This is a genomic window from Nocardioides agri, from assembly GCF_013778305.1.
GTDB classification, from domain to species: Bacteria; Actinomycetota; Actinomycetes; order Propionibacteriales; family Nocardioidaceae; genus Nocardioides; species Nocardioides agri.
The window spans coordinates 2,330,751-2,349,190 of sequence record NZ_JACEIC010000002.1 but is presented as its reverse complement, the minus strand read 5'-3'; the positions used below and the strand labels follow the sequence as shown (position 1 = coordinate 2,349,190).

At 72.6% G+C, this 18,440-nt stretch carries 18 protein-coding genes and 1 tRNA gene; 9 read left to right on the top strand and 10 right to left on the bottom strand.

Going from position 1 to position 18,440, the window contains the following annotated elements:
• On the bottom strand, window positions 1–93 hold the full coding sequence (mftA, locus tag HZF07_RS15910; protein ID WP_157342906.1) for a mycofactocin precursor MftA: 93 nt from the start codon (window positions 91–93) through the stop codon (window positions 1–3).
• Between the two features lie 49 nt (window positions 94–142).
• On the opposite strand from mftA, the gene mftR reads away from it, so the two are divergent.
• Window positions 143–736: a mycofactocin system transcriptional regulator gene (mftR, locus tag HZF07_RS15905; RefSeq protein ID WP_157342904.1), complete on the top strand. Its 594-nt coding sequence runs from the start codon at window positions 143–145 to the stop codon at window positions 734–736.
• 33 nt (window positions 737–769) lie between these two features.
• Window positions 770–1,942 (top strand): acyl-CoA dehydrogenase family protein, encoded by a 1,173-nt coding sequence (locus tag HZF07_RS15900; protein WP_157342903.1) that lies wholly within the window; start codon window positions 770–772, stop codon window positions 1,940–1,942.
• Here the strand turns inward: HZF07_RS15900 and HZF07_RS15895 are convergent.
• Together HZF07_RS15895 and HZF07_RS15890 are read right to left on the bottom strand one after the other, a co-directional pair.
• On the bottom strand, window positions 1,932–2,819 hold the full coding sequence (locus tag HZF07_RS15895; RefSeq protein WP_157342901.1) for a carbohydrate kinase family protein: 888 nt from the start codon (window positions 2,817–2,819) through the stop codon (window positions 1,932–1,934). The genes HZF07_RS15900 and HZF07_RS15895 overlap by 11 nt on opposite strands.
• Window positions 2,816–4,009 (bottom strand): AGE family epimerase/isomerase, encoded by a 1,194-nt coding sequence (locus tag HZF07_RS15890; RefSeq protein WP_181645264.1) that lies wholly within the window; start codon window positions 4,007–4,009, stop codon window positions 2,816–2,818. The genes HZF07_RS15895 and HZF07_RS15890 overlap by 4 nt, the downstream gene beginning before the upstream one ends.
• Before the next feature lie 98 nt (window positions 4,010–4,107).
• Here HZF07_RS15890 and HZF07_RS15885 point away from each other — a divergent pair, with 98 nt between their 5' ends.
• Window positions 4,108–4,308 (top strand): hypothetical protein, encoded by a 201-nt coding sequence (locus HZF07_RS15885; RefSeq protein ID WP_157342899.1) that lies wholly within the window; start codon window positions 4,108–4,110, stop codon window positions 4,306–4,308.
• A gap of 47 nt (window positions 4,309–4,355) precedes the next feature.
• Window positions 4,356–5,369, top strand: coding sequence for a LacI family DNA-binding transcriptional regulator (locus tag HZF07_RS15880; protein WP_157342897.1), 1,014 nt, complete (start codon window positions 4,356–4,358; stop codon window positions 5,367–5,369).
• Here the strand turns inward: HZF07_RS15880 and HZF07_RS15875 are convergent.
• Together HZF07_RS15875 and HZF07_RS15870 are read right to left on the bottom strand one after the other, a co-directional pair.
• Window positions 5,356–5,502 carry a DUF1059 domain-containing protein gene (locus HZF07_RS15875; protein WP_157342894.1) on the bottom strand — a complete coding sequence of 49 codons (147 nt, stop codon included), beginning with the start codon at window positions 5,500–5,502 and terminating at the stop codon, window positions 5,356–5,358. The two genes, HZF07_RS15880 and HZF07_RS15875, sit on opposite strands and share 14 nt — an antisense overlap.
• A complete protein-coding gene (locus tag HZF07_RS15870) occupies window positions 5,499–6,065 on the bottom strand; it encodes a TetR/AcrR family transcriptional regulator (RefSeq protein ID WP_157342892.1) in 567 nt (188 codons plus the stop codon). The genes HZF07_RS15875 and HZF07_RS15870 overlap by 4 nt, the downstream gene beginning before the upstream one ends.
• Before the next feature lie 122 nt (window positions 6,066–6,187).
• On the opposite strand from HZF07_RS15870, the gene HZF07_RS15865 reads away from it, so the two are divergent.
• Window positions 6,188–6,901 carry a phosphatase PAP2 family protein gene (locus HZF07_RS15865; RefSeq protein WP_157342891.1) on the top strand — a complete coding sequence of 238 codons (714 nt, stop codon included), beginning with the start codon at window positions 6,188–6,190 and terminating at the stop codon, window positions 6,899–6,901.
• A gap of 20 nt (window positions 6,902–6,921) precedes the next feature.
• On the top strand, window positions 6,922–7,296 hold the full coding sequence (locus tag HZF07_RS15860; RefSeq protein WP_157342889.1) for a DUF4267 domain-containing protein: 375 nt from the start codon (window positions 6,922–6,924) through the stop codon (window positions 7,294–7,296).
• A gap of 307 nt (window positions 7,297–7,603) precedes the next feature.
• On the opposite strand, the gene HZF07_RS15855 is transcribed toward HZF07_RS15860, so the two are convergent.
• A complete protein-coding gene (locus HZF07_RS15855; protein ID WP_157342887.1) occupies window positions 7,604–9,436 on the bottom strand; it encodes a phosphoenolpyruvate carboxykinase (GTP) in 1,833 nt (610 codons plus the stop codon).
• Between the two features lie 99 nt (window positions 9,437–9,535).
• Between HZF07_RS15855 and HZF07_RS15850 the strand changes: the two genes are divergently transcribed.
• Window positions 9,536–11,293, top strand: a complete 1,758-nt coding sequence (locus tag HZF07_RS15850) for an N-acetylmuramoyl-L-alanine amidase (protein WP_157342885.1) — start codon at window positions 9,536–9,538, stop codon at window positions 11,291–11,293.
• Between the two features lie 9 nt (window positions 11,294–11,302).
• On the opposite strand, the gene HZF07_RS15845 is transcribed toward HZF07_RS15850, so the two are convergent.
• Window positions 11,303–11,857, bottom strand: coding sequence for a CGNR zinc finger domain-containing protein (locus HZF07_RS15845; protein WP_157342883.1), 555 nt, complete (start codon window positions 11,855–11,857; stop codon window positions 11,303–11,305).
• A 61-nt stretch (window positions 11,858–11,918) separates the two neighbouring features.
• Here HZF07_RS15845 and HZF07_RS15840 point away from each other — a divergent pair, with 61 nt between their 5' ends.
• A complete protein-coding gene (locus HZF07_RS15840) occupies window positions 11,919–12,590 on the top strand; it encodes a hypothetical protein (protein WP_157342881.1) in 672 nt (223 codons plus the stop codon).
• On the opposite strand, the gene ppsA is transcribed toward HZF07_RS15840, so the two are convergent.
• From ppsA to HZF07_RS15825, 3 genes are all read right to left on the bottom strand, one after another.
• On the bottom strand, window positions 12,576–14,996 hold the full coding sequence (ppsA, locus tag HZF07_RS15835; RefSeq protein ID WP_157342879.1) for a phosphoenolpyruvate synthase: 2,421 nt from the start codon (window positions 14,994–14,996) through the stop codon (window positions 12,576–12,578). The genes HZF07_RS15840 and ppsA overlap by 15 nt on opposite strands.
• Window positions 14,993–15,835, bottom strand: a complete 843-nt coding sequence (locus HZF07_RS15830; RefSeq protein WP_309504786.1) for a pyruvate, water dikinase regulatory protein — start codon at window positions 15,833–15,835, stop codon at window positions 14,993–14,995. The genes ppsA and HZF07_RS15830 overlap by 4 nt, the downstream gene beginning before the upstream one ends.
• A gap of 179 nt (window positions 15,836–16,014) precedes the next feature.
• Window positions 16,015–16,087: transfer RNA gene (locus HZF07_RS15825), tRNA-Arg, on the bottom strand.
• A 441-nt stretch (window positions 16,088–16,528) separates the two neighbouring features.
• On the opposite strand from HZF07_RS15825, the gene HZF07_RS15820 reads away from it, so the two are divergent.
• Complete coding sequence (locus HZF07_RS15820; protein ID WP_157342877.1) at window positions 16,529–18,352, top strand: phosphoenolpyruvate carboxykinase (GTP); 1,824 nt, start codon at window positions 16,529–16,531, stop codon at window positions 18,350–18,352.
• Window positions 18,353–18,440: the final 88 nt, after the last annotated feature.

The window sequence follows — 18,440 nt, the reverse complement described above, 5'->3', positions numbered from 1 at the left end:
TCAGTAGACGCCGCACATGCCGTCGATCGAGACCTCCTCGATCAGGTCCTCGACGGCGACGTCCTCGGTGGTCTCGTTCTGCTCGGGGTTCATGCGGGACTCCTTCCGGAAACGAGTGATGCCCGCCACAATAAGTGCACTCATGGCAGAAATGGAACAGGTTCCAGGTCCGGGGCGTCCCGAGGCGACCTCGCACGCCGCGATCGAGCAGGCGGCCTTCCGGCTCTTCGCCGAGCGCGGCTTCGACGGCACCACGCTCGACGACATCGCCACGGCGGTCGGCGTCAGCCGGCGCACGCTCTTCCGCTACTACCCGTCGAAGAACGACATCCCGTGGGGCCAGTTCGACCGCACGCTCGAGAGCTTCCGCCAGATCCTGCGCGCGCTGCCCCAGGACCTCCCGGTCGCCGAGGTCGTCCAGCAGGGCGTGCTGCGCTTCAACGAGTTCGACCCCGACGCCGACCCGCCGCACGCCGAGCGGATGCGGCTGCTGCTGGAGACGCCGACGCTGCTGGCCCACTCCGTGCTGCGGTACGCCGAGTGGCGCGCCGTCATCGCGGAGTACGTCGCCGAGCGCCACGGCGTCGCGCCGACCGACCCGCTCCCCGAGACGGTCAGCCAGGTCTGCCTGGCGCTCGCCCTGTCGGCGTACGTGCTCTGGCTGCGCGACCCCGGCCCGACGCTCGCCGAGCGGCTCGACCGGTCGCTCGCCGACCTGCGCGCGTACCTCGACTGACCACATAGTCGGACGTCCAACTATCGTCGGAGCATGCCCGCTTCCCGCCTGCTGCCCTCCGACGAGGCCGTCGACCTGATCGCGCTCGTCCGCGACCTCGCGACCAACGAGCTCGGCCCGCTGGTCGCCCGCGCGGAGCGCGAGGAGGAGTTCCCCCGCGAGGTCTTCCGGCTGCTCGGCCGCACCGGGCTGCTCGGCCTGCCCTACCCCGAGGAGTACGGCGGGGGCGGGCTGCCCTACGAGGTCTACCTCCAGGTGCTGGAGGAGATCGGCTCGGTCTGGGCGAGCGTGGGCGTCGGGGTGTCGGTGCACGCGCTCAGCTGCTTCGGCCTGGCGACCGCCGGGACCGACGAGCAGAGGCGGCGGTGGCTGCCGGCGATGCTCGGCGGCGAGCTGCTCGGCGCCTACTGCCTCAGCGAGCCGCACGCCGGCTCCGACCCGGCCGCGATGACCACGCGGGCCCGGCGCGACGGCGACGAGTACGTCATCACCGGCGCGAAGGCGTGGACGACGCACGGCGGGCACGCCGACTTCTACAAGGTGATGGCCCGCACCGGCGACGGCCGCAACGACATCTCGTGCTTCCTCGTGGACGCCGACTCCGACGGCCTGTTCGCCGACCCGCCCGAGCAGAAGATGGGGCTGACCGGCTCGGCGACCGCGACGATGCGCTTCGACGACGTCCGGGTGCCGGCGGACCGGCTGCTCGGCGCGGAGGGCGACGGCCTCAAGATCGCGCTCGCGGGCCTGGACGCCGGCCGGCTCGGCATCGCCGCCGTGGCGACCGGGCTCGCCCAGGGTGCGCTGGACCACGCGATCGCCTACGCCCGGAGCCGCGAGACCTTCGGCGCCCGGATCATCGACCACCAGGGCCTGGCCTTCGTGCTCGCCGACATGGAGGCGGCCGTGGAGAGCGCCCGCGCCACGATGCTGCACGCGGCGCGGCTCAAGGACCAGGGCCTGCCCTACGGCCGCGAGGCGTCGGTCGCCAAGCTGGTCGCGACCGACAACGCGATGCGGGTGACCACGGACGCCGTGCAGGTGCTGGGCGGCTACGGCTACACGCGCGACTTCCCGGTCGAGCGCTACATGCGCGAGGCCAAGGTGATGCAGATCTTCGAGGGCACCAACCAGATCCAGCGGCTGGTCATCGGCCGGTCGCTGGACCGTGGTGACGCCGGCCGCCTGGCCCGCGTCACCGACTGATCGGACCCAGCTCCGTCGCGGTCGGCGGGCTCGCGCCGGGGCGCGCGACGTTGAGCGCGGCCGCCCGCGCGGCCCGGGCGAGCACCTGCTCCAGACGGTCGGAGGCCACCGCCTCGAGCCCGAGCTCGAGCAGCCCGTCGACGAGCGCGGCCATGAACGTGTCCCCGGCCCCGACCGTGTCGACGACCGCGGTCGGCACGCCCGCGACCTCGACGAGGCCCGCGGTGCCGGCCGCGACCACGCCGTCCGCGCCGAGCGTGACCGCCACGACCGCCGGGCCGCGCTGCCGCCACTCCTCGATGACCGTGACCGGGTCGGCGCCGGGGTAGAGCCAGTCGAGGTCCTCGTCGCTCACCTTGACCACGTCGGAGAGCGCCACGAGCGCCTCGATGCGGCGCGCGCTCTCGGCCCGGTCGCCCATGATCGCCGGGCGGGCGTTGGGGTCGTAGGTGATCGTGGCCGTCTCCCCGGCGCGCTCCAGCAGGTCGCGGACGGTGCCGGCGCCGGGCTCGAGCACGGCCGCAATCGACCCCGTGTGCACCACGTCGTACGTCGTGGGGTCGACGTCGCCGCGGGGCGCCCAGGCCAGGTCGAAGTCGTAGGCCGCGGAGCCGTCCTCGCGCAGCCGCGCGGTCGCCGTGGAGGTGCGACGTCCGCCTGCGGTCGGCAGGAGCCGGGCGCCACTGGCGGCCAGCCAGCTGCGGACGACCGTGCCGCGGGCGTCGTCGCCGAGGTCGGTGAGCAGGTCGACGCGGCGGCCGAGCCGGCCCAGACCGAGCGCGACGTTGGCCGGGCTGCCGCCCGGGTGCTCGGCCACCGACCCGTCGGTCCGGTGCACGACGTCGACCAGGGCCTCACCGATCACCAGCACGCTCATGCGTCCAGCATCCCGTGCCGTAGGGCGGTCGCCAGGCTGGGCGCGACCGGCAGCCGGGGCAGCAGGCAGGCCTGCACGGCGTGGTAGAGGTCGGGCTTGCCGGACCAGGTGCCGGCGGCCGGTCGGTTCTCCGGATCGAGCTCGTGCCACCACGAGCCACCCTCGTGGTCGAGCAGGTGGCGGGCGGCGTAGTCCCACCAGCGCGCGTAGTCGTCGGCGTACCGCTGCTCCCCGGTGGCCCGCCACAGCGCCGCAGCGGCAGCGATCGCCTCGGCGGCCACCCAGTGCATCCGCTGCCGGACCACCGGCACGCCGGCCCAGTCGGTCGTGTAGACGAACCCCGGCGCCCCGTCGACCTGCCAGCCGTCCGCGACGGCCCGGTCGTAGAGCGCGACGGCCGCATCGGTGAGCCGCGGACCGCCGGATGCCTCGACCTGCAGGAGCAGGCGCGACCACTCGAGCCCGTGGCCGACGGTGGCGCCGTAGGGCTTGAACGGGTCCGCGGGCCGGTCCCGGTTGTGGTCGAGGACCGGGGTCCAGTCGGTCGCGAAGTGCTCGGGCAGCCGCCAGTCGTGGGCGGCGCCCAGCTCGACGACCCGGGCGGCGACGCGCGCGGCGCGCTCCAGCCACGCCCGGTCGCCGGTGACGTCGGCGGTCGCGAGCAGCGCCTCGACGGAGTGCATCGAGGAGTTGAGCCCCCGGTAGGGGTCCGGCGCCGACCAGGCCGCGTCCCAGGCGTCGACGACCATGCCGGCCCCGTCGTCCCAGAAGCGGGTGAGGAAGACCCGCTGTGCGTCCTCGAACAACTCCGCCGACCCGGTCAGCCCGGCGACCACCCCGCTGCTCGCGGCCAGCAGCACGAAGGCATGGTCGTAGCAGCTCTTCGGGCCCACGTCCTCGGCCTGGGCGCGCCACCCGCCGTGCTCGGCATCGGCCAGCCGCCCGGTGATGCCGGCCAGCGCGGCCTCCGCCACCGGCCGGGAGCCCGGCACCCCCAGCAGCGTGCCGAGGGCGTAGACGTGCAGCGTCCGCGCGGTGATCCAGAGCTGCACGGGCTGCTCGAGCAGCGGGTCCCCGCGCTCGCCGAGGACGGCGGCGCCGCCGTCGGGATGGATCACCCGATCCCCGAAGTCGAGCAGCCGGAAAGTCTCGGCGGCCAGCCAGGCGCGGTGCGTGGGAGTGCTGATCACGGACCCAACCTAGCCGATCTTTACCGGTCACTTGACCGGTAAAGCATGGAGGCGTACTGTACCGGTCAAGAGAACATCTACCAGCCCTTGGAGGAGCCATGACGTTCGATCCCATCGCCGCCGACCTGGCCGTCCGGGCCGCCCGCGCCACCGCCGGGAGCGCCCGCCCCGACGCCCCGGTCGTCCCGGACCCCGAGCCCCGCGCCCCGCGCGCTGCGGGCACCCGACTCCGGGTCGCCGCCACCCTGCACGGGCTGGCCCGCTGGGTCGAGCCGGCCCCGCGCTGCCTGCCCGGCTGACGGCCATGCCGTCGATCGCTGGCGCGACCCGCGATACTGGAGGCGCCATGGCCAAGGTGACCCTCCAGTCGATCGCGGACCGCGTCGGCGTCAGCCGGATGACGGTGTCCAACGCGTTCTCGCGCCCGGACCAGCTCTCCGCCGACCTGCGCGAGCGGATCCTGGCGGCCGCCGACGAGCTCGGGTACGTCGGGCCCGACCCCGCTGCCCGGGCCCTGGCCCGCGGCCGCACCGGCTCGGTCGGGCTGCTGATCAACGGGACGCTCAGCGAGGCGTTCGAGGACGCCGTCTCCGCGGCGTTCCTGGCCTCGGTGTCCGACGCCCTGTCCACCCGGGGCATGGCGCTGACCCTGCTGCCCTCGTCGGCGGACCAGCCCTTCGTCGCCGCCCGCGACGTCGCCGTCGACGGCGTGCTGCTCTACATCTGCGACCCGACCTCCCCGGACATCGCCTGGCTCGAGCGGCGCAACCTGCCGATGGTCGCGATCGACCACGTCGGCCGGCCGGGGATCGCCGAGGTGCACGTCGACGACCGCGGCGGCGCGCGGCTCGCCGCCGAGCACCTGCTCACCCTCGGCCACCGGCGCATCGGCATCGTCACGCTCGAGACCAAGCCCGAGTCCCAGAACTACCCCGCCCGCGAGCGGATGCTCGGCTGGCAGGACGCGCTCGCCGCGGCCGGCGTCGACCCGGTCGTGGTCGCGACCGCCTACCAGCCACCGCGGGCGGCGTACGACGCCGCGCTCTCGCTCCTCGACCGGCCGGACCGGCCGACCGGCGTGGTCTGCTTCTCCGACGCGTTCGCGTTCGCGACGATCCGCGCCGCGGAGTCGCTCGGGCTGCGAGTGCCCCAGGACCTCTCCGTCGTCGGCTTCGACGACAGCGTGCTCGCCGCCTCGAGCCGGCCCCCGCTCACGACCGTGCACCAGGAGGTGCCGGCGAAGGGGCGCGCCGCGGTCGAGGCGATCGCGGAGCTGATGGACGGGCGGCAGCCGGAGCCGGTCATGCTCCCGACCACGCTGGTGGTGCGCGAGAGCACCACCGCGCCTACGTCGCGATGAAGAGGATCTCGTCGCGGCCGTAGGTCATGCCCGGGTGCGCGTCCGCGAGGTGCTGCTGGGTCAGCTCGACCAGCTCGTCCTCGTCCTGGCCCTTGATCACCTCGCCGCACGGGCAGGTCAGTCGCGTCTTCATGCGCCCAGCGTAGGGCCGGCCGGCCCGAGCACCCGGCCGGACAGCTCGGCCAGGTCGGCCGCAAGCCGCTCCGGTGCCCGGCGGCCGGGCCCGTCCGCCTCGCACAGCCAGGCCCGGACGACCCCGAGGAAGCCCGCGGCGGCGTACCGCACCGCCGTCGGCCCGGCCTCGGGTGACAGCTCGCCGAGCCGGTCGGCGAACCAGGTCTCCACCGCGTCGCGGGAGGCCGCGAGGACCGAGCCGCTGCCGATCGTGCGCTGCCAGGTCGCGCGCTCGGTGTCGAGCTCCTCGAGGTAGCGGGCGACGAGCCGGCGCGAGGCGTCCGGCCCGTCCGGGAGCTCGGCGCGCAGCTGCGCGAAGCGCCGCTCGACGCCCGCCACCGCGACCTCGTCGATGCTCGCGAAGTGCTGGTAGAAGGTCGGCCGGCTCACGCCCGCCTCGGTGCAGAGCGCCGAGACCGAGATGTCGCGCGGGTCGCGGGTGCGCAGCAGCACGCGCAGCGCGTCGGCCAGCTGGGCGCGGCTGCGCTCCGACCGCGGGTCGGACGTATCTGCGGCCGGCATCGACCCTCCTCCCGATGAGTTCGACCTCGCGGCCGGGTCGGACCCGATGCGGGGATTCTTGCAGTGGCCCGCTATCTTACAGTTGTAAGTTATCCCGGAAGGACGGTACGTCGGCGATGGCGGTGAGCACGATCGCGCCCCCCGCGTCCCGTCGTACCGGCGGCACGGACGTGCTGCGCGAGCTCGCCCAGGTCCTGGGCGCGTTCCTCCTCTACAACGTCGGCCGGATGCTGGCCGCCCAGGAGCTCGGCCGCGCCGATGCCCACGGACAGGACATCGTCGACGCGGAGCGCTGGCTGCGGCTGCCGGCCGAGGCGTCGGTGCAGGCGTGGGCGCTCGGCCACGGCTGGCTGATCGACCTCGCGAACCGGTACTACGTCTCGATCCACTTCCCGCTCACGATCGCGGTGCTGGTGTGGCTCTACCGCTACCGGCGGCCGGCGTACCACTGGGCCAAGCGGGCGCTGCTCGCAGCCACCGGAGTGGCGCTGGTCTTCCACGTCCTCGTGCCGGTGACGCCGCCGCGGCTGCTGTCGTCGCTCGGGATGGTCGACACCGGGCACGCCGGCGGGGTGTCGATCTACCAGGCGCCGGTGCTCGGCAGCATGTCGAACGAGTACGCCGCGATGCCGAGTCTGCACGTCGGCTGGGCGCTGCTGCTCGCCGTCGTGCTGATCTCCGCGTGCCGGTCGCGCTGGCGCTGGCTCTGGGTGCTGCACCCGCTCGCGACGCTGTTCGTCGTCGTCAGCACCGCGAACCACTACTGGCTCGACGGGCTCGCCGGCTCGACCCTCGTGGTCGCCGCGCTCTGGCTCACCCGGGCCCGCAGGACCTGAGTCACCGCTAGTCTCCGGCCATGTCTCGCGTCGACACCGCCGGCCTGGTCGCCGGCTCGATCCGGCTGGCGTCCGGCGTCTCGTTCCTGGTCTCGCCGCTCAAGGCGAACCGGTTCTGGGGCGACCGGTCCGAGCCCGACACCACCACCCGGCTGCTGCTGCGCTCGATGGGCTACCGCGACGCACTCATCGGCGGCGCGCTGGTCGTCACGTCGCTGCGCGGCGCCGGCACCCGCCGCTGGTTCCTCGCCTCCGGCGGCGCCGACGCCGCCGACCTGCTCGGCGGACTCGCCGTGCACGACCAGATGTCGTCGTCGCAGAAGGCGATCGGCCTCGGCGGCGCGGTGGTCGGGATCGGCGTCGGGCTGTGGGGTGCGCTCCGGCCGCGTCGGTGACGACTCCTCAGGGAGTCCTGTCACTTCTCAGGGGTTGCAACGGCTGAGAAGTGACGGATTCACCGGTGCACCGGTGATTCCGTCGCCGCCCAGACCGCGTCAGGCCTCGTCGAGCGCGGCGGCCCCGGCCGGCGGCCGGCGGCGTTTCATCAAGGGATGAAGGTGGAACCGCGCTCCCCTCGTCGAGCTCGGCGCGGGAAGCGCGGTTCCACCAAGGGATGAAGGCGAGCCGACCCGCAGCTTCGCCCTCATCCCTTGATGAAACAGGCACCGGCACCCCGTCAGGCCTCCGCGACAGGCCTCGGCGTCACGCCTCGGCGTCGAGCGCGCCAGCCACCCGGCGGTGCGCCGCCCAGATCTCCTCGGGCAGCCGGTCGAACTGCCGCAGGTGCTCCTCCCGGAAGCCCATCTCCTGCCGCCAGCGCTCGACGTCGACGGTGAGGATCGCCTCGAGGTCCTCGGGCGTGATCTCCACGCCGTCCAGCTCGAGCTCCTCGACGGTGGGGAGCACGCCGACCGGCGTACGGCGACCGGTGACGTCGCCGTCCTTGAAGCGGCACAGCCACAGCAGCGCGCGCAGGTTGTCGCGGTAGCCCGGCCACCGGAAGTGGCCGTCCTCGCCGCGTTGGAACCAGTTGACGTGCGCGAAGATCGGCGGGTCGGTCGCCGCGCCGATGATCTTCAGCCAGTGCGCGGCGTAGTCGCCCTCGCCGTACGCGAGGAAGGGCCGCATCGACATCGGGTCGTAGCGCAGCTGCCCGTCCACACCCTCGGCGGCGAAGGTCGCCTCGGCGCCGAGCGTCAGGCCGTCGTAGACGCCCTCGGCCAGGTCCGTGATCGCGCGGACCAGCGGCTCGCGGTCGCTGGTGCGGCCGCCGAAGATGATCGCGTCGATCGGGACGCCGGCGGGGTCCTCGAAGTCGTCGGCGACGTTGGGCACGTTGGCGAGCGTGGTGGTGAACCGGCTGTTGGGGTGCGCCCAGGGTGATGCGTCGCCCGGCTCGCGCTCGGAGATCAGCTCGCCCTTCCAGTCCCGCCACCCGGTGACGTCGGCCGGGGGCTCCTTCGTCATGCCCTCCCACCAGACCTCCTGGGTCTGGTCGTTGTAGGCGACGTTGGTGAAGATGACGCCGGTCCCCTCGCCGATCGCGTCGACCGCGGTCGGGTTCGTCCTCTCGTTGGTGTCCTTGGCGACGCCGAACACGCCGAACTCGGGGTTCATGCCGTAGACCCGCCCGTCGTCACCCACCCACAACCAGGCGATGTCGTCGCCGTAGAAGTCGACGCGGTAGCGGTCGCCGAGCGCCTCCGGGGCCAGCGTCATCGCGAGGTTGGTCTTGCCCGACGCGCTCGGGAAGCCGCCGCACACGTGCCAGCGCTTGCCGGTCTCGTGGTCGGTGATGCCGAGCAGCATGAACTGCTCGGCGAGGAAGGCGCCCGACGCGCGGCCGTCGTAGCAGGCCTGCCGCAGGCCGTGGGCGATCTTGCCGAGCAGCGCGTTGCCGCCGTACGACGAGCCGAAGTGCAGGATCGTGCGCTGGTCGGCCACCGTCGCGAAGTAGCGCTGGTCGTCGGGCGTGCCCTGGCCGAGGTTGGGCAGGTCGCCGGTGACGTGCACGGCGCGCACGAAGCTGTCCGGGTCGTCGAGGGCGTCCACGTGCCGCACGCCGACCCGCGCCATCCGGATCATGTGCAGCACGACCGGGCGGTGGTCGGTGAGCTCCACGCCCGCGGCGTACGGCTCGAGAGGCGAGCCGGGCGGCGCCATGAGGTAGGGGATGACGTACATCGTCTTGCCGGCCGAGGCACCGCGCATCCGCTCGACGAGCAGGTCGGTCATCTCGTCGGCCGGCTTCCAGTTGTTGTAGACGCCACGGTCCTCGGGCTTGCCGGTGGCGACGACGGTGCGCTCCTCGGACCGCGCGGTGTCCAGGTGGTAGCTGCGGGAGTAGTAGCGGCCCGGCCCGGCGGGCTGGAGCTCCCCCGCGTCGAGCGCCTCCTGCACGAGGCGGGCGTCGTCCTCGGCGCTGACGACCTCGATCCGGTCGGGCTGGGTGATCGCCGCCCAGTGGGCGACGTACTCCCGCACCCGCGGGTTCTTCAGTCCGGCCTCGTCCAGCGCGCTCTCCACGTCGACCATGCGGGGCACGGTACCCAGGATGGGGCGCCGACCTCAGAGTCCTTGGTCACCTCCGCGCGCCATGTGACGGATGGGACGGTTGTGACGGATACTCGCCGGGTGGACGGGAAGGCGGACGGCAAGCAGACGCACCGCAGGCCGGTGGTGATCGGTCTGGCGGGGGCGGCTGCGCTCGGGGTGACGACCGTCGCGACGAAGATCGCGGGATCGCTGGGCGACTCCGGCGCGTCCGGAGGGTCCTCGCGCCTCGAGCTCTCGGCCGACTCCGGCGACCCGTCGGGCGTGAAGTCGCTGACCGTGCTGCTGGGCGACGCCCTGCTGCCGCAGCAGTCCGCGCACACGTGGCGATCCACCGAGCTGGCCACCTCCCGGCACTCGATGGTCGGCTTCACCTGGAGCGGAGCGGGTACGCCGCGCGTCCGGATCCGCTCCCGCGTGGCCGGCCGGTGGACGCCGTGGCGCCGGCTCCCGGTGCTGGAGGACGTCCCCGACCACGGCACGACCGAGGCGTCCGGCCGGCGCGGCACCCACCTCGCCTGGATCGGCGGTGCCGACGGCATCCACATCGACGTCGCGGGAGCCCGCCCCGCCGACCTCGCCCTGGTGCTCATGCACCCCGGCCGGCTCCGGGGCGACACCGACGTCCGGCCCGACCGCACGCGCAGCCAGCAGCACGGCGCCGGGCGGAAGCGGCGCACGGTGGCCGCGCCGGCGATCCTCAGCCGTGCCCAGTGGGGCGCCAACGAGGCCTGGCGCGACGGCGCCCCTCGCTACAACACGACGCTCGAGCAGGTGCACGTGCACCACACCGCCAGCGGCAACGACTACGCCGAGGCCGACGTCCCGGCACTGCTGCGCGGCTTCTACCGCTACCACACCAAGAGCCTCGGCTGGTCCGACATCGGCTACAACTTCCTCGTCGACCGGTTCGGGCGGATCTGGGAGGGGCGCGCCGGCGGTGTCGACCAGCTCGTCCGGGGTGCGCACACGCTCGGCTTCAACGCGACCTCGACCGGCATCTCGGTGATCGGCAACTACGACGCGGTCGCGCCCGGAGCGCCGATCCTCACCGCGGTCTCGCAGGTCGCGGCCTGGAAGCTCGCGGCGTTCGGCCGCGACCCGATGGGCACCGTCGCCGTGGTCAGCGAGGGCAGCGACAAGTACCGCGCCCGCAAGATCGCGTCGCTGCCGGTCATCGACGGGCACCGGGACACCAACGACACCGCCTGCCCGGGCGGCCTTCTCTACGCGCGGCTGCCGGCGCTCCGGTCCCAGGTCCAGCAGCTGATGGCCGGGGTCCCGATCGCGCCGCCGACCGTCGCGACCGTCGTCGCGCCGGTGCTCACCGGCACGCCGGCGGCCGGTCAACCGCTGGCCGTGACGCCCGGCAGCTACAACCCGCCGGACGCGACGTCGACCTACGCGTGGCTGCGCAACGGGATGCCGATCGCCGGCGCCACGGCGGCGACGTACACGGCGGTCGGCAAGGACATCGGCGCCGCCCTGTCGGTGCAGGTCACGACCGGCCACGACGGCTACACGGCGCTCACCGAGAGCCTGGCCGCCCCGGCGGTGGTGGTCGCGACGACCACCGTGCGCGCGGTCACGAAGCCGCGGGCCCGCAGCGTCGTGCTCCGGGTGCGGGTCTCCACCGTCGGCGGCTACAAGCGCCCGACCGGCTCGGTCACCGTCACCGTCAAGAAGCAGACCATGACCGTGCCGCTCGTGCGCGGCTGGGCGACCGTGAAGTTCCCCCGCGTGCGCCCCGGCCGCACCACCGCACGCATCTCCTACCCCGGCGACGGCGGCTTCACCGCCAGCACCGGCACCGCGAAGGTGCGCATCACCCGCCGCTGACGGCCGGCCTTAGCCGGCGGCGCGCTGACGGCTGCGGTAGGCCCGCGCCTTCATGACGTCGCCGCACGGATCGCTGCTGCACCACCGGGCGGAGCCGTTCTTGGAGGTGTCGTAGTAGCACCACTGGCAGTCGGGTCGCTGGCAGAGCCGCAGCCGCGCCAGGCGGCCGTCCTGGATCGCCGCGTGAAGCGCGACGAGCACGGTCGTCGCCATCGCCGACTCCTGGTCGTCGCGCGCCGAGGCGAGGCCAGACGGTCCGAGCACGAGCGGGTAGCGCTGCGCCGTCTCCGCGAGCGCCGCCATGGCGTCGTCCTCATCCGCGACGACGGCGCGCACCCGGTCGCGCAGGACCGCGAGCCGACGCCAGCCGGCGTCGTCGATGTCGTCGACGGGCAGTCCGACCACCTCCGGGAACCAGCGGCCGCGGTCCTCGCCGCGGAGGTGGTCGACGCCGTAGAAGCGGTTGTCCGAGTTCACGAACCGGCGCAGCACCTCGAGGTCCGGCGGGGCCGGCCGCGGATCGGGGGCGACCTCGCCGTTCTCGGGAAGTCCTGCACGTGCCATGCGGGGATCGTAGTACGTTACGGTCTAAATCGGATAGCCCGTGACACCCGAAGGGACTCTCATGACCACCTCCGCACCCGCCCGCCGCCGCACCTGGGCGCTCTGGGGCGTCGCCGCCGGCGTCCTCGGCGCGATCGGCACCGTCGGCACCGACGTCCGTCCTGACGGCAAGCGCGACGGCAGCTCGCTCGTGACCGCCGCCGACATCGCCGACCTGAGCCGGGCGACCTACCACGTCGGCGTGGTCGCCGGGTACCTCGCCGTCGCCGCCCTCCTCGTCTTCGCCGGCGTGTGGCGCCGGTGGTCCGACGACGCGCTGCCGCGCAGCGCCGCCGCCCGCGTCGTGGGCAACGGCGTGGTCGCCGGCGCGGGCGCCCTCGCGCTCGGCTACGGCTTCAAGGGCGCGATGGCGGTCTACCTGCCCGGCGGCAGCGACCACGGCGGGTACGACGACCAGGGGCTGTTCGTCTACTACATGCTCAACGACTTCGGGTCCTACGTCGGCTGGCTCCCGATCATGGTCGGCGCCGGCGCTGTCGCCTGGCTCGGCCTGGTGTCTCGGGCCGTGCCGCGCTGGGTCGGGGCGTGGAGCGTCCTCGCCCTGCTCCCGCCGGTGGTCCTCCTGCTGGCGACCGGCCTGCCGGGCTTCCCGGGGGTCGTCGGCGGCGTCTGGCTGACCGTCGCCAGCCTGGGCATCGCGTTCAGCCGACCGGCCGCCTCAGTCCCGCGCTGAGGCCACCTTCGCCAGCCGGAGCCACGTGTCGACGACGGTGTCGGGGTTGAGGGACATCGACTCGATGCCGCGCTCGAGCAGCCACTCGGCCAGCTCCGGGTGGTCCGAGGGGCCCTGGCCGCAGATGCCGATGTACTTGCCCTGCTTCCGGCAGGCGGTGATCGCCAGGTCGAGCATGTGCAGGACGGCGGGGTCGCGCTCGTCGAAGCCGGCGGCGACGAGGCCGGAGTCGCGGTCGAGGCCGAGGGTCAGCTGGGTCATGTCGTTCGACCCGATCGAGAATCCGTCGAAGTGCTCGAGGAAGCGCTCGGCGATCACGGCGTTGGACGGCACCTCGCACATCATCACGACCTGGAGGTCGTTCCTGCCGCGCTCGAGGCCGTGCTCGCCGAGCAGCGCGATGACGCCCTCGGCCTCGGCGAGGGTCCGCACGAAGGGGATCATCACCTTGACGTTGGTCAGACCCATGCGGTCGCGGACGTGGCGCAGCGCCTCGCACTCCATCGCGAAGCAGTCGCCGAACGCCTCCGAGAGGTACCGCGCCGCACCGCGGTAGCCGATCATCGGGTTCTCCTCGTCCGGCTCGTAGGTGGTGCCGCCGACGAGGTGGGCGTACTCGTTGGACTTGAAGTCGCTCATCCGCACGATGACCGGCTCGGGCGCGAAGGCCGCGGCGATCATCGCGATCCCCTCGGCCACCCGCTGGACGAAGAACTGGCGGGGAGAGGAGTACGCCGCGGTCAGCCCCTCGATCTCGCGCCGCAGGGCGGGGTCGAGCGAGTCCGGGTCGCGCTCGAGGTCGAGCAGCGCCTGGGGGTGGATGCCGATCTGCCGGTTGATGATGAACTCGAGGCGGGCCAGCCCGACCCCGGCGTTCGGCAGCCGGGAGAAGGCGAAGGCCTGCTCCGGGGTGCCGACGTTCATCATGATCTTGACCGGGACGTCCGGCATCTCGGTGAGGTCGGTCCGCTCGACGTCGAAGTCGAGGACGCCGTCGTAGACCAGCCCGGTGTCGCCCTCGGCGCACGACACGGTCACCTCTCGCCCGGCGGCGAGGTCGGCGGTCGCCGAGCCGGTGCCGACGACGGCGGGGATGCCGAGCTCGCGGGCGATGATCGCGGCGTGGCAGGTGCGGCCGCCCCGGTTGGTGACGATCGCGGCCGCGCGCTTCATGATCGGCTCCCAGTCGGGGTCGGTCATGTCGGCGACGAGCACCTCGCCGGCCTGGAACTCGTGCATCTCCTCCGGCGACCTGAGGACGCGGACGCTGCCCGCGCCGATCTTCTGCCCGATCGCGCGGCCCTCGATCACGACCTCGGCGCCGGCCCGCGCCTCCTTCGGCATCGTGTAGCGCTCGAGGGTGCCGGTGCTCCGCGACTGCACGGTCTCGGGGCGCGCCTGGAGGATGTAGAGCCGTCCGTCGAGCCCGTCGCGGCCCCACTCGATGTCCATCGGACGGCCGTAGTGCTCCTCGATCGTCAGCGCGTGGCGGGCCAGCTCCTCGACCTCCGCGTCGGTGAGGCTGAGCAGCCGGCTCTCGGCGGCGTCGACCTCGACGAACTCGGTGGTGCGCCCGACCGCCACGTCGTCGGTGTAGACCATCTTGGTCGCCTTGCCGCCCACGCCCCGCTTGAGGATCGCCGGCCGGCCGGCCCGCAGCGCGGGCTTGTAGACGTAGAACTCGTCCGGGTTCACGGCACCCTGGACGACGCCCTCCCCGAGGCCGTAGGCCGAGGTGATGAAGACGGCGTCCTCGAAGCCGGACTCGGTGTCCATCGTGAACATCACGCCCGAGGCCCCCACGTCGGAGCGCACCATGCGCTGCACCCCCGCCGACAGCGCGACGTCGGCGTGCGCGAAGCCGTGGTGGACCCGGTACGCGATCGCGCGGTCGTTGTAGAGCGAGGCGTAGACCTCGCGGATGGCGGTCAGGATCGCGTCGATCCCCCGCACGTTGAGGAAGGTCTCCTGCTGGCCCGCGAACGACGCGTCCGGCAGGTCCTCAGCGGTGGCGCTGGAGCGCACGGCGAAGGACGGCTCGCCCTCGGTCGCGGCCGCGAGCCGCTCGTACGCCGCCCGGATGTCCGCCTCCAGGTCGCCGGGGAACGGCTGCTCGACCACCGCCGTGCGGATCTCGCGGCCGACCTCGGCGAGGCGGCGTACGTCGTCGGTGTCCAACCCGTCGAGCAGGGCGGCGATGCGCTCGCGCAGGCCGGTCTCGCCGATGAAGCGATGGAACGCGTCGGCCGTCGTGGCGAACCCGTCCGGCACCCGTACGCCGAGGCCCGCCAGGTGGGAGACCATCTCGCCCAGCGAGGCGTTCTTGCCGCCGACCTGCTCGAGGTCGGCGAGGCCGAGGTCGGCGAACCAGCGGACGTTCACGGTGCCTGCGCTGCGTGCGGTCATGTGGGTTCCTTCCGGGAACGTCGCGTGGCGCTGAGGGTCTGGAGGATGTGGGTCGAGATCTCCTCGACGGACTTGGCCGAGGTGTCGATCACCGGGAGCCGGTGCGTCGCGAAGATGTCGGCGGCGCGGCGCAGCTCCCACCGGCACTGCTCCGGTGAGGAGTAGCGCGACCCCGGTCGCCGCTCGTTGCGCACCCGGGTCAGCCGCTCGACGGTCGTCGTCAGGCCGAAGCACCGGTCCAGGTAGGGCTGGACGGGGTCGGGCACCGCGTCCCGCTCGAGGTCCTCGTCGACGAGCGGGTAGTTGGCGACGTGCAGCCCGTGCTGCAGCGCGAGGTACATGCTCGTCGGCGTCTTGCCGCACCGCGACGGCGCCAGCAGGATCACGTCGCTCTTCTCCAGGGCGCGCAGGCTCTGGCCGTCGTCGTGCTCGATGGTGAACTCGACCGCGGCCATCCGCTCGTTGTAGCGCTTGATGTCGCCGACGCCGTGCAGCCGGGCCGCCTGCCGCTCACCGCGCACACCCAGGACCTGCTCGACCCGGGACATGTGCAGGTCGAAGAGGTCGATGACCGGGGCCTTCGAGCGCAGCAGCTCCTGGCGCACCTCGTCGGTGGCCGCGGTGCAGAACACCAACGGAGCCACGGGCCCGGCCATCGCCGCGTCCAGCACCTCGACCACCCGTCGGGCGTCCTCCACGGAGTGGATGAACGGGATGAGCGTGCGGTCGAAGCGGCAGTGCGGGAACTGGATCAGCAACGCGTTGCCCATCGTCTCGGCACTGATGCCGGTCGAGTCGGACAGGAAGAACACCGGCACGACCTCGTCGGTCTGGTGCACGCGCTCTCCCTCCGCGATCGGGTCCGCCCTCGCCCGGGTGTAGGACACCCTCCCGGCTCAGGTGCCGTACCCACAACGGCCACCAGAGTGACAGCGGTCACGCCTTGGGGGCCACGGGGGCCTGGGAAATGCAGAGAGCCCGCACCGGGCGGTGCGGGCTCTGCCGGTGGACCTCGCTGCGCGCCCGTAGGGATTCGAACCCCAAACCTTCTGATCCGTAGTCAGATGCTCTATCCGTTGAGCTACGGGCGCATGCCGCCCTCGCGAGCGACTGGTCGAGGATAGCCGACCCGGATCGGGTAGCCGAAATCGAGGGTTCGGCCCGGCCCTGCCGACCGCCCTGCCAGCTCGCGACTGGGCCCTGCCGACCGGCCTCCGGAGGCGGTCTGCTTAGGTATTCGAAAGGCCGAAGCGGGTACTGCTCGAACAGGCTTTTCCCGCTCAAAATAAGGGATGTGACGCTCCCCACGAGCGGTTGATCGTTCCAATGTGGAGCCGCGAGACTGCCCGGTACTGTCGCCCCATCCCGGGGGGCGACGGACGCATCCACGTTCCTCGGATGCAGCACCCAGTCGCCGACAACGACGCCAGGCGAACCACCACGACTCCACGACACACCGTCGATGCGATCGACGGCCGGCGCCGCCCTCGCCACCACGGGGCGTGACCGCGAATCGCGAGAGGGAACAGCGCATGACCGCCGAGATGCAGGCACCCGAGACCACCTACCCGACGACCCACCAGGGCATCATCGACTTCGTCACCGAGGTCGCCGCTCTCACCCAGCCGGACCGGATCCACTGGTGCACCGGCTCCGACGAGGAGTGGACCGAACTCACCGACGCCCTCGTCGCCACGGGCACCTTCACCCGGCTCAACCCGGCGATCAAGCCGAACTCCTTCTACGCCGCCTCCGACCCGATCGACGTCGCCCGCGTGGAGGACCGCACCTACATCTGCTCGGTCAACGAGCGCGACGCCGGCCCCACCAACAACTGGATGGCGCCGGACGAGATGAAGAAGAAGATGCGCGGCCTGTACGCCGGCAGCATGCGCGGTCGCACCATGTACGTCATCCCGTTCGTGATGGGTCACGTCGAGGCGGAGCGGCCGATGTTCGGCATCGAGCTCACCGACTCGGCCTACGTCACCGCGTCGATGCGCGTCATGGCCCGGATGGGCACCGCCGTCCTCGACCGGATGACCGAGCTGGACGCCGAGTTCGTGCCGTGCATCCACTCGGTCGGCCACCCGCTCGAGCCGGGCCAGGCCGACGTCGCGTGGCCGTGCAACGACACCAAGTACATCGTGCAGTTCCCCGAGGAGCGCGCGATCTGGTCCTACGGGTCCGGGTACGGCGGCAACGCGCTGCTCGGCAAGAAGTGCTATGCGCTGCGCATCGCGAGCGTCATGGCCCGCGACGAGGGCTGGCTCGCCGAGCACATGCTGATCCTCAAGCTCACCTCGCCCGCAGGCACGGTGAAGTACATCGCCGCCGCGTTCCCGAGCGCCTGCGGCAAGACCAACCTGGCCATGCTCCAGCCGACGATCCCCGGCTGGAAGGTCGAGACCCTCGGCGACGACATCGCCTGGATGCGGGTCGGCGAGGACGGCCGCCTGTGGGCGGTCAACCCGGAGTACGGCTTCTTCGGCGTCGCGCCCGGCACCAACGAGCACACCAACCCCAACGCGATGAAGACGATCAACAAGGGCAACTCGGTCTTCACCAACGTCGCGCTCACCGACGACGGCGACATCTGGTGGGAGGGCCTCGAGAACCCGCCCGCCAGCGCGACCTCCTGGAAGGGCGAGCCCTGGGGCCCGCAGTCCGAGGAGCTCTCCAGCCACCCGAACTCCCGCTACTGCACCCCGATCAAGCAGTGCGACATCCTCGCGGCGGAGTACGACGACCCGCGCGGCGTCCCGATCGACGCGATCCTCTTCGGCGGCCGTCGCAAGACCACCGTGCCGCTGGTGTTCGAGGCCCGTGACTGGACGCACGGCACGTTCCTCGGCGCGACGCTCTCCTCGGAGACCACCGCCGCCGCGGTCGGCGCGGTCGGCGTCGTGCGCCGCGACCCGATGGCGATGCTGCCCTTCATCGGCTACAACGCCGGCGACTACTTCGGTCACTGGATCAACGTCGGCAAGGACAACGACGCCGCGAAGCTGCCGAAGATCTTCTACGTCAACTGGTTCCGGCGCGACGACGAGGGCGGCTTCCTGTGGCCTGGCTTCGGCGAGAACAGCCGGGTGCTGAAGTGGGTCGTCGAGCGCATCGACGGCCAGGCCGCCGCGGTCGAGACCCCGATCGGCCACGTCCCGACGCCGGAGTCGCTCGACACCGAGGGCCTCGACCTGACGCCCGAGGCCCTCGCGGCGGCGCTCGCGGTCGACGCCGACGAGTGGCGGGCCGAGCTGCCGCAGATCCAGGAGTGGTTCGAGAAGTTCGGCGACGACCTGCCGGGCGTGCTCTGGACCGAGCTCGACGGCCTGCGCGCCCGCCTCGGCGGCTGACGCGCTGCGTCGACAAACGCACACCGAGGCCCCGTCCACCGGACGGGGCCTCGGTGTTTGTCAGCCTGTGGGATCATCAAGGCGCACG